Source organism: Ensifer sp. ZNC0028 (genome assembly GCF_000799055.1).
Lineage (GTDB): Bacteria > Pseudomonadota > Alphaproteobacteria > Rhizobiales > Rhizobiaceae > Ensifer.
Genome location: NZ_JTLA01000036.1, coordinates 18,872 through 30,824 on the forward strand (window position 1 = coordinate 18,872; position 11,953 = coordinate 30,824).

Below are 11,953 nucleotides of genomic sequence, written 5' to 3' on the forward strand. Positions count from 1 at the left end.
ACGCCCCTCGACCAGCCGAGGGTGCCGAAATCCCCAGCACATGACACGCACGTTCCCGCACGCGCGCCAGCCCATTGCGATCAACACGGGGGAGCATAGCAAACGACACCGTGACGGCGCGATCGCGGGTTCGCGGCGTATCGATGCTGCCTGTCTAGATCGGCGGCAGATTTTCCGGTTGCGCCATGTCGATGAAGACCTGAACGCGTTTGGCTCGCAACTTGCCGGGCTCGTACTTCTTCAGCCATTCGCCCGTCTCATCGAGGAACAGACTGGCCCCGGCGCCCTCCGACGTCCCGACGCGCGCCGCCCTATCCCGGTCGGACTTCTTCTTTGCCGTCGCCTCCCGGACAGAGCGGAAATAATAGTGGTTGAACAGCCGGTTGAACTCCGTGAAGTAGATATCGGCGGCGCGCCGATCGCCGCGGATGAGCAGCATGTTTTCGTCGTTGTCGTTGGTCGACGCATCCGAGAAGTTCGCCGAACCGGTAACGACCATCGGATCCGCGCCAAGGGGATCGGCGAGCAGAAACTTCGAATGCACATAGGCGACGTGAGTGTTGAGCCCGAGCGCCCGCGCATTGGTTTCCCGCGCCCACTGATAGACCGGGTCGCGCAGATACGAGCCCCAGGCCTGATAGACGTTCTGTCGCGCCGTGAGCGGAATGAACGGCTTTTTTGCCTTGGCCTTCGGCTGGTCGCGCTTTTCGAGGAGTAGGAAGAGCACCGGATGCACGCCGGACTGGGCGCTGTTGTCGAGAAACGCTTGCTTGAAGCGGTCGTTGATCCCGAAGGCGAGCGTCACGCCGCCATAGGAGCGAGCCTCGTCCAGCGCCTTCACATACATATCGAGGACAGCGCTTCCGGCACGCGGACTGAAGATCGAGGTCACGCCGCCTGGAATATCCGCAGGCGCCTGCGGCACTTCGGCGAGGTCGGAAACCGCCTTGCGGAAGGCCTTTCGCTTTGCCCTGCTCGCGGCAGCATTGTCGGTCTTTGCCGCGCCGGGATCCCCGGCGAGCAATGTCCAATAGCTTTCGAACGCCTTGGCGAGATCGGCGTCTCGGACCCAATGCCCGACATTGGTCTGGCCATGCACCCCGCCCATCGAGAGGTTCGTCGAGCCGGTCCAGACCTGCGGCTTTCGGCCCTGATCCTTGGGGAGCAACACCATGAACTTGTTGTGCTGTATGTCGGCGGGATTGTTCTCGCGCCACCGAGCGATCGCCGCCTTCGGAAGCCCTACGGTGCGAACGATCTGCTTGCTTTCCTCTCGCGGAAAGCTCTCGTGGAACTTGCCCTTCTTGTCGGTATAGGCATTTTCCTTCGCGTCGAGCACCAGCCTCACGTCGACGCCGCGCTCGAAGGCAGCCTTCAGCCTTTCCACGACGGGGCGATATCTGAATTCATAGAAGCAGCCGAGCAGGGTGTCGCCGGCTTCCGCCTCGTCGATAAAACGCAGCAGCGCTTCGTCGAGATCCCGGCTCAACCATTGCAGCGCCTCGAGCGTCTTTTCGGGCGTTTCCAGCTTGTCCGACGGCCTGTTTCCGAAACGGCGCCGGTAGGCCTGGCTGCTCGCGACACCGCGGTTGAAGAAGACGTCGTGCGTCTCCTCGCTGAAAAGCGGCTCGGTCTTGATGCCTATCCGGATGGCAGGCGCCGAACGATCGATGTTCTTCGCATGGCCCGTGAGCGGATGGAAGTAATAGTCGTAGCGCCGACCGGGCTTGGCCGTGAAGTCGTCCCAGACGAAACTCTGGACGGGATGGTCGTAGGTCAGAACGACGGTATCCTCGTTGGGATGGGAGATCACCGTCTCGAAGACCTTGAAGCCGCACATGTAGTACCGCTCGCCTTCCGCGGGATCATGCCTCTCGACTGCAAAACCGAGAAGCCCGGTGGTGTCGGCGTTGCGATAGTCGATCGCGAACGAAACCGTATTGACCCCCGACACGGCAAAGACCTTGTACCCGCCAACCGCATCCGAAACGAAATGCATGCCGCCCTCCCGCGTCTGGTTGCGACAAGCATACTCGCTCAACTTAAAGGAATTACAACAGCGACAACTAAAAAGGCGCTGGATTGGTACCCCTCGCGCCGCTGTCCGGTGGCAGCGGCAGCGCCTCGAAAACACCGCCACACTTGTTACTCCCGCTCGCCCACTTGCGGTGTCAAGCTCTTCAGAACTGTAAGGCATCGGCCTTGCGTTGAGAAGCTTTGCTGAAACGAGGAGACACGGCACCATGACCCAGACAATCGAGAAACACGACAACGGACGCGCGGACGCCGAGCCGGCGATGCAGAAGCCGGCGGTGGTTTCACAGCAGGCATGGGAAACGGCCCGGCAGGAAATGCTGGTAAAGGAAAAGGCGCACACTCGCGCCCGCGATGCGTTGGCCGCCGAGCGTCGGCGGATGCCCTGGATGGCCGTGACCAAGAACTACGTGTTCGAAGGGCCCGACGGCAAGGCGAGCCTGCTTGACCTCTTTGCCGGCCGGCGCCAGTTGATCGTCTACCGCGCTTTCTTTGAACCGGGCGTGCATGGCTGGCCCGATCACGGCTGCCGGGGCTGCTCGATGGTCGCCGATCAGGTTGCACATCTGTCGCACCTTAACGCCCGTGACACGACCCTGGTCTTTGCCTCGCGCGCCCCGCAGGCGGATATTGCCAGGCTCAAGGCGCGCATGGGCTGGACCATGCCCTGGTACACCATCACCGACAGCTTCGATGCCGATTTCGACGTGGGCGAGTGGCACGGCCACAATGTTTTCTTCCGCGACGGCGAACAGCTTTTTCGCACCTACCTCGTCAACAGCCGCGGCGACGAACAGATGGGCGGCACCTGGAACTATCTCGACATCACTCCGCTCGGCCGACAGGAGGTGTGGGAGGATTCGCCGGCCGGATATCCGCAGACCCCGACCTACAAGTGGTGGAACTGGAACGACAGCTACGTCGAAGGCGCTGCCCCGGACAAGAGATGGGTCGAAGTATCGGATGCCGGCGAAGCTGCGATGCGCGCCTCCGACACGGGCGCGAAGCCATGAGCATCGGCGCCCGCTCCGGTGAGCGCGACGGGCGGGCGCCCTCCCTCGCCCGTCTGATAGCGGCGGGGTTGGCGCTTGCCGCCGCCCCCACCTTCGCCCTGATGGCCGTTCTTTCGAACATGGGAACCGCCGGGGCCGATCCGATGCTGTGCGGCGTCACCGGACAAACTGTGATCGACGGGATGACCGCCATGTATCTGCTGATGGGCGCCTTTCACCTTCAGCCCTGGCTGAAACTGATCGACATCAGAAAGAGCTAGCGATCGGTCTTTGCTCTCGGCGCCTGGCAGTTGCCGGCGTCGGGAGCTGAAGAATCATCCAGCGACATGCTATTGTCGCACGGCACGCAAAAGATGTGGAAACGCCGATGGGCATATGTCCCTGAAATCGGCGAGTGGGCATGCTGCCCGAGTCGGAGAAGCAAGTGACTTCTCGGCTTGAAGTACGGAACGGTTCCACTAGGTAGATTTGGCAAGATATCCGGCAATTGAATCGGCCGGAGAGATCAGTCGCTTTCCACCTGGGGCCGGATCCGTTCGGAAAATACAGCGAATCAGGAAGTTGACCTTGAGTGTTGCCGCCCCTCAACCGAACCCGACACGTTTCAAGCGCCGCCTGTTGCCTTTGGCGGGCGGGCTGCTGCTTTTCGTTACGGCTGCCGCAGCATCGCTCTACTACATGAGCGGAGCGAAAGAGCCTTCGACGGAGGTCGCAGCCATCGCCCCGGTTGTGACCGGCGCCGAGGTCGACGCCGCGATGATGCAGTCGCCGAATTTCCAGATCCTCTTCAGCGACGGCGATCGCGGGCTGATGGTCTACGAGGGTTACGTCTATGTCGTGCGACTCGGCGACAAATTGCCGAATGGCCGCCGCATGATCGGATTCCAGAAACGGGACGGAAACTGGGCTGCGGTGACGCTTTGACGGCTTTCACCGCCTCCGCATTGTGGATGTTAACGCTTTGTTAACGCTCGCTTGCAAGGCACGGGGAACCCCCATTTAGCCACGGTTGCCACCCAGGGCGAACTGGCGCAACTCTTTGTTAAAGAGTCGTGAATCAGTGCTTTGGATGGTGCAGAATGATTAACAAGAAGCTACAGGATGAGCTGGTCGAGCTCGACGAAAGCCCTGCGTTCGAAGGCCGTTCCGTCATGAGCGAACGCGCGGTCCAGGGCATTCCGCTCGCAATCGAAGCGGTCATCGGACGCGCCAAGCTGACGGTGTCGCAGATCTCGAAACTCCATCAGGACGACACGATCCATCTCGATCGAAACTTCGGCGAACCGGTGGAGCTAAAGGTCAACGGCATGGTCATCGGCCGCGGCGAGATCGTCTTCGATGAAGCCACCAACGCCATCGGCATCAAGATCATCGAAATCTCGCCGATCGGCGCCCAATAGGCTCCGGGAGGCAAGGCGGCTCATCGTCAGCGGAACTTGGCTTCGACAGCCAGCAAGGCTATGTCGGTAGTTCAACGACACGATCCGGTACGGGAGGAGCCTCATATGCTGATCGATGGGAAAGTCTATATCGTTACCGGTGGCGGTTCGGGTCTGGGGGCGGCTGTCGCGCGGCGGCTGCACGGCGCGGGCGCCCGCGTGGTCCTTGCCGACGTCAACGCCGCAGCCGGCCAGCAGATGGCCGGCGAACTCGGCAGCAACGCGCTCTTCCAGAAGACGGATGTCACCAGCGAGGCGGATGGCGCCACAGCCGTGGCAGCGGCCCTCGACCGCTTCGGACATCTGCACGGGCTCATAAACTGTGCAGGCATCGCGCCGGGGGAAAAGGTGCTCGGCCGCGACGGCCCCCATCGTCTCGACAGCTTTTCGCGCGCGGTCGCGATCAACCTCGTCGGCACCTTCAACATGCTGCGGCTCGCCTCCGAAGCGATCCAGCGCGAAGAGCCCGGCGAAGATGGTGAGCGCGGGGTGATCGTCAACACCGCCTCGGTTGCCGCCTTCGACGGACAGATCGGCCAGGCGGCCTATGCCGCTTCCAAGGGCGGCGTCGTCTCGATGACTCTGCCGATTGCCCGCGAACTCGCGCGCTACGGTATCCGCGTCGTCGCCATTGCACCTGGAATCTTCGAAACGCCGATGATGTCCGGCATGCCGCAAGAAGTGCAGGATTCGCTCGGAAAGAGCGTGCCCTTCCCGCAGCGCCTCGGCAAACCGGACGAATTCGCGGCACTCGTCCAGCACATCTGCGAAAACCGCATGCTGAACGGCGAGGTCATCCGCCTCGACGGCGCCCTGCGCATGGGCGCACGCTGACACGATCGGAGCTGGCGGCGCCCGTCGACGGCGTGCGCCAGACCGTTGCCCTGACAGGATCAGGCGGCCCGAGCGGCCGGCTTGACCACATAGGCACACCGGCGCGCGCCGGCCAGGATATGCTCGGCGCGCTCGACTTCGACGCCGGGGCCGAGCACCGCGCGAAACACGCTCAGTTCTGCCCGGCAAAAGCCCTGGCAGCTGGTCGCGGCGGCGCAGATCGGACAATGGTTCTCGACGAACAGCAGCGTACCGTCGCCCGGATCCTCGCAAGCGGCCATATAACCTTCCTGCGACCGCAGTCGAACGAGCACGTCGACCCGTTCGCGCAGGCTCTCTTTCAGCACCATCGCCGCTCGGTAGTTCTGACGCGTCTCGTCCTCGCGGGCGGCGATCAGCCGGTCGATCGCCTCCTCGCCAAGCGTCTGCCGGATGGTGCGCAAGAGCTGGACGGTCAGCTCCGCGTGTGTGTCCGGAAACTCCGCGTGGCCAACAGCGGTTAAGCCCCAGAACTGCGACGGACGACCGACACCTTTTGCCTCGGACCATGACATGGCCAGCCCGTCCTCGGCGAGACGCACGAGCTGCTGGCGCACGGCCTCTCCGGTGATCGCCAGGCGTTTGCCGAGCGCTGCCGCGGTCTGCGGCCCGTGTAGCTTGAGGGCCAGCATGATGCGTTCGCCCGGGGTGCGGCCGGCGCTTTGCTCTGGATTTAACAAGCGATCGCTTGACATATTCCCGCGCGCAGATTTACAAAGAATTGTCTTGCTAAATACACTCTCCTCGGTTCGCAGACAAGTGATCGAGAGCGCCCCGACCGCAAAGGATTTGACCATGGCCTTCGAACTTCCCGCCCTTCCCTACGCCGCCACAGCACTCTCGGAAAACGGCATGAGCGCCGAGACGATCGAGTTTCACCACGGCAAGCATCACCAGGCCTATGTCACGGCGCTGAACGGTTTCGTCGAGAAGGATGCCTCGCTCGCCGGCCTGTCGCTGGAAGAGATCATTCGCCTCAGCCACGGCAAGGCGGAACTGGCCCCGGTCTTCAACAATGCCGGCCAGCACTGGAACCACATCCTGTTCTGGAACAACCTTTCACCGAAGGGCGGCCAGATCCCGGGCGTGCTTGAAAAGAAGATCACCGAAGATTTCGGCAGCGTCGCGGCCTTCAAGGATGCCTTCAAGGCCGCCGCCACCGGCCAGTTCGGTTCGGGCTGGGCCTGGCTGGTACTCGGCCAGGACGGCAAGCTGAAAGTGACGAAGACGGCCAATGGCTCCAACCCGGTTGCCACCAACGAGGGCAAGGCGCTGCTCGGCCTCGATGTCTGGGAACACGCCTATTACATCGACTACCGCAACCGTCGCCCGGACTACACCTCGAACTTCCTCGACAAGCTTGCCAACTATGAGTTTGCCGAAGCGGAACTGAAGTCCGCCTGATCAACTGAGCGCGCCGCGGGCTGGAAAGCGTTCGCGTGCCGATCGGTCGAAGAGTTGCAGCAGCCGCTCGCCCCCGCCTGAGCCAAGGCTTCTGCAAATCCCGTGGCGTCTCTCCGCCGCCACGGGCTATTTCATCTTGGAAGAAGCCCGATGCGCCAGACACCTCCGCCCTCCCTTGCCATCGACGCCCATGCGGCCCTCGCCGTGTCGAAACCGGAGTTCGCCGACACCCTGTCGCATCTCGCCGCAACCGTCTGCGTGGCGAGCGCCGGCAAGGGTGCCGACAGTCTCGGCCGGACGGTGACGGCAACCTTCTCGCTCTCCGCCAACCCGCCCTCGATCGTCGTTTCGATCAAGGCGGACAGTCCGCTTGCCGCACTGATTGCCGCCGAGCGGGGGTTTTCGCTTGCCATGCTGGCTGAGGGCCAGGAACTGATCGCAGATGCCTTTGCCGGCAAGATCGAAGCATCGAAGCGCTATCTCGTCGGCATCTGGGCGGAATGGCCAAGCGGACGGCCAAGGCTGCTCGGCGCGGCTGCCACGCTCGACTGCCTGCTCAGCGCTTCGGTCGAGGTGGGCGACCATATGCTGTTCGTGGGAACAATTGTCGCAACCGAGACATCTGCCCATGCCGACCCCTTGATCTGGAGCCGCCGCCGGTATCAGTCTCTCGACAGGACGAGATCGCTGCCGACGCTGGCGAGCAATGGGCATGCGCCCCTGAGCCCAAGCAAGCCTGCGGCTTGAACTGGCGATCGCGGAGGAGAAAGCCATGCGGCAAGTGCTCGAAAAACTCTTACAGGACGGCAAGGACGACGCCCTTTTACGCTTCACGCTCGGCAGCATTTGCCTTCAGGAAGCGGATCTCGAAACCGCCTTGGCCCATGTCGAGCGGGCGCTCGCCTTCGATCCGGACTATTCGGCAGCATGGAAGCTGCGCGGCGCGATCCTCCTCAAGCTCGGCCGCCACCAGGAGGCGATTGCAGTCTGGCGCGAGGGCCGTACGGTCGCCGAGCGGAAGGGCGATCTGCAGGCGGCAAAGGAGATCGGCGTCTTCCTGAAGCGCCTCGAGCGCCAGTGTCTCGCCGCCAACGGCAACGAGTAGCCGGCCCTGAAAAGGAACGGGCCCGGCAAGCCATGCCGAGCCCGCAGGTATCGCCGGCGATCAGCTCACCGGAAGACCGAAGGCAGCCACAGCGACAGCGCCGGTATGTAGGTGACGGCCATCAATACCGCGATGCTGGCGCCGAAGAACGGCCAGATCGTGCGCATCGCCTCGCGAATGCTGATCCCTCCGACGGCACAGCCGACAAACAGCACCGTTCCGACCGGCGGCGTGTTGAGGCCGATGCCGGCGTTCAGGATCATCACCACCCCGAAGTGCACGGGATCGATGCCGAAGGCCTTGACCACGGGCAGCAGCACCGGCGTGCAGATGATCACCATCGGCGCCATGTCCATGAAGGTGCCGAGGATCAGAAGGATGATGTTGATGACGAGCAGCACGATGATCGGGTTTTCCGAGATCGCGCCGATGGCGCTGATCATCAATGCCTGTACCTGCAGGAAGGCCATCAGCCAGCCGAAGGACGCCGCCATGCCGATGACGAGCAGCACCATCGCTGTCGTGCGCACCGCCCCCATGACCGCCTCGACGAAACCCGACCAGTCGAGTTCGCGATAGACCAACATGGCAACGAGGAAGGCATAGAGCACGGCGATGCACGAGCTTTCCGTGGCGGTGAAGACGCCGGAGCGCACGCCGCCGAAGATGATGCCGATCAGCACGATGCCGGGGAACGAGGCGAGCAGGTAGTAGAAGACCTTGGCAAAGCCCGGAAACGGTTCGGACGGGTAGCCCCGGCGCCTGGCAACGACATAGGCCGTCACCATCAGCGCGAGCGCGAGCAAGAGCCCCGGGATGATGCCGGCGGTGAAGAGATCGGCGACCGAGACATTGCCGCCGGCGGCGATCGAATAGAGGATCATGTTGTGCGACGGCGGAACCATCAGCGCGATGATCGCCGCATTGACCGTGACGTTGACGGCATAGTCGCGGTCATAGCCGCGCTTGGCCATCTGCGGGATCATCAGGCCGCCGACCGCGGAGGCGTCGGCAACGGCCGATCCAGAAATGCCGCCGAAAAGCGTCGAGGCAACGATGTTGACCTGGCCGAGTCCGCCGCGCAGGTGGCCGACGAGCCCGGCGGCAAACTGGATCAGCCGGTTGGCGATGCCGCCGCGCACCATCAGGTCGCCAGCGAAGATGAAGAACGGGATCGCCATCATGGCAAAGACGTTCATGCCCGAATTCAGCTGCTGGAACACCACCACCGGCGGCAGGCCGAGATAGAGCACGGTCGCGAACGAAGCGATGCCGAGACAGAAGGCGATCGGCATGCCGATGAGCATCAGGAGGGTAAAGACCCCGAAGAGGATAGTGTAAGCCATTCAGGCCATCTCCTGCACGGCGACGTCGGCGGCGAGCTCGACGCCGAGAAGCTGATCGATGAAGCGTTCGGCGGCAAAGAGCGCAATCATCGCGCCACCGACGACCAGCGGGAAAAAGTCGACGCCGCCAGGCCAACCGAGAACCGGGATGGTGGCGGTCCAGGTGCCGGCCGACAGCAGGATGCCGTAATAGGCCATGGCCAATCCGAAGACGACGATCAGGCCGAGGCTCGTCAGATCCATCGCAAGCTGCACCGACGGCTTCATCACGTGTCGGACGACATCAAGGCCGAGATGCACGCTTTCCCGCACGCCGACGGCAGCGCCGAGCATGATGAACCAGGCCATGAGATGGAGAGCCAAGGGCTCCGACCAGCTCGGCGAGTCGTTCAGGATATAGCGGGCAAAGACCTGCCAGCAGACGATCAGGGTCATCGCGACCATGCCGATGCCGGCAATGTAGAGCGAAGCGCGGCTCAGCGCGCCTAGAAGCGGACGTATCGTCCGCATGAAACGACGCATGTTTCTTCCTCCTCCGCAAAGGCGATCCGGTGAACGGTTGCGAAGGCCGGCCCCGATCCCGGAGCCGGCCTCACCGCTGTCACTTGACCGCCTTCACCCTTTCGAGAAGGTCTTTCAGCTTCGGGTCGCTGACGAACTGGTCGTAGACCGGCCCCATCGCGGCTGCGAACTCCTCCTTGTTGACCTTGATCACGTTCGCACCGGCAGCGCGGACCTTCTCCTCGGACGCCTTTTCGCGCGCGCTCCAAAGCTCGCGCATCTTGCCGACGCTGTCCTTGGCCGCCTGGCGGAGCAGTGTCTGGTCTTCAGGGGAAAGCTTGTCCCAGCTCATCTTGGAAATGACGAGGATTTCCGGATTGAGGGAGTGTTCGGTCAGCGAGTAATTCTTGGCCACCTCGAAATGGCGGGCGGATTCGTAGGACGGCCAGTTGTTCTCGGCACCATCGACGACACCCGTCTCGAGCGAAGAATAGACCTCGCCCATCGGCATCGGCGTCGGATTGGCGCCGAAGGCCTGCATCATCGCGATCCAGAGATCAGACTGCTGCACGCGGATCTTCAGGCCCTTGAGGTCGGCGAGTTTCTCGATCGGCTTCTTCGTCGTGTAGAAGGAGCGGGCGCCGCTATCGTAGAAGGCAAGACCGATCAGCCCATGTGGCTCGAAGGCGGCCAGGATCTCGTCGCCGATCGGACCGTCGACGGTCTTGTGCATGTGTTCCGTCGAGCGGAACAGGAACGGCATGCCGAGGACCATCGTCTCCTTGACGAGGTTGTTGAAGGGTGCTGCGTTGACGCGGTTCATGTCGATGACGCCGAAGCGGGTCTGCTCGATCGTGTCCTTTTCCCCGCCGAGCACGCCGTTGTTCATGACCTCGATCTTGATACGGCCGTTGGTGCGTTCGGAGAGCAGTTGCCCCATGTACTTGACCGCATCGACGGTCGGGTAGCCATCCGGATGGATGTCTGCCGAACGCAGGGTGATTTCCTGCGCCTGCGCCGCTGTGCCGGCAAACGCCAGCCCCATGGCGACGCAAAGCATGCTTGCAATTTTCTTCATGTTTTCCTCCTCCTCTAGTCGTGCTTCGGCCTCTCCCAAGACCGGGTTGCTGCCCGTCCGGGCCGGCATGCGAAATCCTCATGTCCTGGGTTCCACGGGCGCCTCCCAGCACCCGCGGCAACTACGTCGCGGCGAAGGCCGGCAGCTTGAACAGGCGTTCCGGGTTCTCGACGAGGGCCAGATGCCTGGTCCGGTCGTCGGCAAGCCAGCCGAGAACCAACTCAGCGAGCCGCGTATCGTCGGGATAGTCTTCCGTCTTGCGGATCATGTTGTGCGGCCAGTTGGAGCCCCAGACGATGCGTTCCGGCGCGTGCGCGGCAATCTTCCTGGAGACGGCGGCCACATCCTCATAGGGCCACCCGTCGCGCGAACTCTCGTAGGCGCCGGCGAACTTGAACCAGACATTGCCGCGATCGATCAGCGTCAAGAGAGCCGCAATCTCCGGTCCATCCGGATCGACACCGGCGAAGAACTTGCCGTGATGATCGAAGACCCAGCGCGAGCGGATGCGCGCCAGCCGCGGCAGATGGTCGAGCAACTTGTTGCCGTCGAACTGCACCGCGATCATCCAGTCCGCGGCATGTGCCCGCGCATCGACCACCTCCAGCGCATCGAGCCCCACCGCCCCGCCAGGCAGATCCATGATACGGGCACCGACGACGCCCGCTTCGCTGAGCGCGCCCATTTCTGCATCCGACGTGGTTTCGTCGATGACGGCGACACCGCGCGCGACATCGCCCATTTCGGCGAGGCAAGCGAGCAGATTGGCGTTGTCCTTCTGATGGGCGTTGCCCTGCGTGATGATCACCCGGTCGATGCCGAGCCAGTCCATGACCTCGCGGTAGGCCGCAGCATCCGGTAGTGGCGCGGCCGGCAAGGGCGGCCCTCCGGCAAGCGACGGAAACCCCGGGAGATACATGTGCATCTGCGCGTCGACCGTGCCCTTCGGCAGGCGCGGTTCAGGCGGGCGGCCGGTCAGGGTTCGCTCGATCATTGTGCGCTCTCGGGCATCTTGAACTGGGCAAGCGCATCGCGGTCGATCTCGATGCCAAGGCCGGGTGCGTCGGGAATGGCAACGACACCGCCCTCCGCCTCGATCGGCGTCTTCAGCACGGCCTGTCGGAACGGGTTTTCCGTCCGGTCGAACTCCAGGATCGGCT

14 protein-coding genes and 1 pseudogene are annotated in these 11,953 nt (G+C 63.0%); 8 read left to right on the forward strand and 7 right to left on the reverse strand.

Annotated features, from left to right (window positions below):
- Nucleotides 1–154: 154 nt before the first annotated feature.
- Complete coding sequence (locus L981_RS10020; RefSeq protein ID WP_052201708.1) at nt 155–1,999, reverse strand: phospholipase D-like domain-containing protein; 1,845 nt, start codon at nt 1,997–1,999, stop codon at nt 155–157.
- Nucleotides 2,000–2,243: 244 nt separating this feature from the next.
- On the opposite strand from L981_RS10020, the gene L981_RS10025 reads away from it, so the two are divergent.
- The 5 genes from L981_RS10025 to L981_RS10045 all read left to right on the forward strand — a co-directional run bounded on the left by L981_RS10025 (nt 2,244) and on the right by L981_RS10045 (nt 5,320).
- Nucleotides 2,244–3,047, forward strand: coding sequence for a DUF899 domain-containing protein (locus L981_RS10025; RefSeq protein ID WP_043614707.1), 804 nt, complete (start codon nt 2,244–2,246; stop codon nt 3,045–3,047).
- Entirely contained in the window at nt 3,044–3,307 is a 264-nt protein-coding gene (locus tag L981_RS10030; RefSeq protein ID WP_043614710.1) for a hypothetical protein, read from the forward strand. The genes L981_RS10025 and L981_RS10030 overlap by 4 nt, the downstream gene beginning before the upstream one ends.
- A gap of 307 nt (nt 3,308–3,614) precedes the next feature.
- Nucleotides 3,615–3,971 carry a hypothetical protein gene (locus L981_RS10035; RefSeq protein WP_156134032.1) on the forward strand — a complete coding sequence of 119 codons (357 nt, stop codon included), beginning with the start codon at nt 3,615–3,617 and terminating at the stop codon, nt 3,969–3,971.
- A 155-nt stretch (nt 3,972–4,126) separates the two neighbouring features.
- Nucleotides 4,127–4,447 (forward strand): FliM/FliN family flagellar motor switch protein, encoded by a 321-nt coding sequence (locus L981_RS10040; RefSeq protein WP_051659531.1) that lies wholly within the window; start codon nt 4,127–4,129, stop codon nt 4,445–4,447.
- A gap of 105 nt (nt 4,448–4,552) precedes the next feature.
- Nucleotides 4,553–5,320 (forward strand): 3-hydroxyacyl-CoA dehydrogenase, encoded by a 768-nt coding sequence (locus L981_RS10045; protein ID WP_043614715.1) that lies wholly within the window; start codon nt 4,553–4,555, stop codon nt 5,318–5,320.
- Nucleotides 5,321–5,379: 59 nt separating this feature from the next.
- On the opposite strand, the gene L981_RS10050 is transcribed toward L981_RS10045, so the two are convergent.
- Nucleotides 5,380–5,991, reverse strand: coding sequence for a metalloregulator ArsR/SmtB family transcription factor (locus tag L981_RS10050; protein ID WP_043614718.1), 612 nt, complete (start codon nt 5,989–5,991; stop codon nt 5,380–5,382).
- 163 nt (nt 5,992–6,154) lie between these two features.
- On the opposite strand from L981_RS10050, the gene L981_RS10055 reads away from it, so the two are divergent.
- The 3 genes from L981_RS10055 (at nt 6,155) to L981_RS10065 (ending at nt 7,868) form a co-directional block, all read left to right on the forward strand.
- Nucleotides 6,155–6,763, forward strand: coding sequence for a superoxide dismutase (locus L981_RS10055; protein ID WP_043614741.1), 609 nt, complete (start codon nt 6,155–6,157; stop codon nt 6,761–6,763).
- Between the two features lie 150 nt (nt 6,764–6,913).
- Nucleotides 6,914–7,510: a flavin reductase family protein gene (locus tag L981_RS10060; RefSeq protein WP_082005960.1), complete on the forward strand. Its 597-nt coding sequence runs from the start codon at nt 6,914–6,916 to the stop codon at nt 7,508–7,510.
- Between the two features lie 25 nt (nt 7,511–7,535).
- Nucleotides 7,536–7,868: a tetratricopeptide repeat protein gene (locus tag L981_RS10065; RefSeq protein WP_043614721.1), complete on the forward strand. Its 333-nt coding sequence runs from the start codon at nt 7,536–7,538 to the stop codon at nt 7,866–7,868.
- Nucleotides 7,869–7,933: 65 nt separating this feature from the next.
- Here the strand turns inward: L981_RS10065 and L981_RS10070 are convergent, their stop codons facing one another.
- The 5 genes and pseudogenes from L981_RS10070 to L981_RS34445 form a co-directional block, all read right to left on the reverse strand.
- Nucleotides 7,934–9,214 (reverse strand): TRAP transporter large permease, encoded by a 1,281-nt coding sequence (locus L981_RS10070; RefSeq protein WP_043614724.1) that lies wholly within the window; start codon nt 9,212–9,214, stop codon nt 7,934–7,936.
- Nucleotides 9,215–9,736, reverse strand: a complete 522-nt coding sequence (locus tag L981_RS10075) for a TRAP transporter small permease (RefSeq protein WP_043614726.1) — start codon at nt 9,734–9,736, stop codon at nt 9,215–9,217.
- Nucleotides 9,737–9,815: 79 nt separating this feature from the next.
- The gene (locus L981_RS10080) at nt 9,816–10,793 is read right to left on the reverse strand and encodes a TRAP transporter substrate-binding protein (RefSeq protein WP_043614729.1); all 978 of its coding nucleotides are present in this window, start codon (nt 10,791–10,793) and stop codon (nt 9,816–9,818) included.
- Nucleotides 10,794–10,914: 121 nt separating this feature from the next.
- Nucleotides 10,915–11,787, reverse strand: a complete 873-nt coding sequence (locus tag L981_RS10085) for an amidohydrolase family protein (RefSeq protein WP_245281612.1) — start codon at nt 11,785–11,787, stop codon at nt 10,915–10,917.
- A pseudogene (locus L981_RS34445) lies at nt 11,784–11,953 on the reverse strand (mandelate racemase/muconate lactonizing enzyme family protein); the annotation flags it as partial. The gene L981_RS10085 and the pseudogene L981_RS34445, both read right to left, overlap by 4 nt.

Bases quoted from the DNA above. Each gene is read 5' to 3' on its own strand.
- L981_RS10020 (WP_052201708.1), bottom strand. From the start codon at position 1,999: ATGCATTTCGTTTCGGATGCGGTTGGCGGGTACAAGGTCTTTGCCGTG.
- L981_RS10025 (WP_043614707.1), top strand. From the start codon at position 2,244: ATGACCCAGACAATCGAGAAACACGACAACGGACGCGCGGACGCCGAG.
- L981_RS10030 (WP_043614710.1), top strand. From the start codon at position 3,044: ATGAGCATCGGCGCCCGCTCCGGTGAGCGCGACGGGCGGGCGCCCTCC.
- L981_RS10040 (WP_051659531.1), top strand. From the start codon at position 4,127: ATGATTAACAAGAAGCTACAGGATGAGCTGGTCGAGCTCGACGAAAGC.
- L981_RS10045 (WP_043614715.1), top strand. From the start codon at position 4,553: ATGCTGATCGATGGGAAAGTCTATATCGTTACCGGTGGCGGTTCGGGT.
- L981_RS10050 (WP_043614718.1), bottom strand. From the start codon at position 5,991: ATGCTGGCCCTCAAGCTACACGGGCCGCAGACCGCGGCAGCGCTCGGC.
- L981_RS10055 (WP_043614741.1), top strand. From the start codon at position 6,155: ATGGCCTTCGAACTTCCCGCCCTTCCCTACGCCGCCACAGCACTCTCG.
- L981_RS10060 (WP_082005960.1), top strand. From the start codon at position 6,914: ATGCGCCAGACACCTCCGCCCTCCCTTGCCATCGACGCCCATGCGGCC.
- L981_RS10065 (WP_043614721.1), top strand. From the start codon at position 7,536: ATGCGGCAAGTGCTCGAAAAACTCTTACAGGACGGCAAGGACGACGCC.
- L981_RS10070 (WP_043614724.1), bottom strand. From the start codon at position 9,214: ATGGCTTACACTATCCTCTTCGGGGTCTTTACCCTCCTGATGCTCATC.
- L981_RS10075 (WP_043614726.1), bottom strand. From the start codon at position 9,736: ATGCGTCGTTTCATGCGGACGATACGTCCGCTTCTAGGCGCGCTGAGC.
- L981_RS10080 (WP_043614729.1), bottom strand. From the start codon at position 10,793: ATGAAGAAAATTGCAAGCATGCTTTGCGTCGCCATGGGGCTGGCGTTT.
- L981_RS10085 (WP_245281612.1), bottom strand. From the start codon at position 11,787: ATGATCGAGCGAACCCTGACCGGCCGCCCGCCTGAACCGCGCCTGCCG.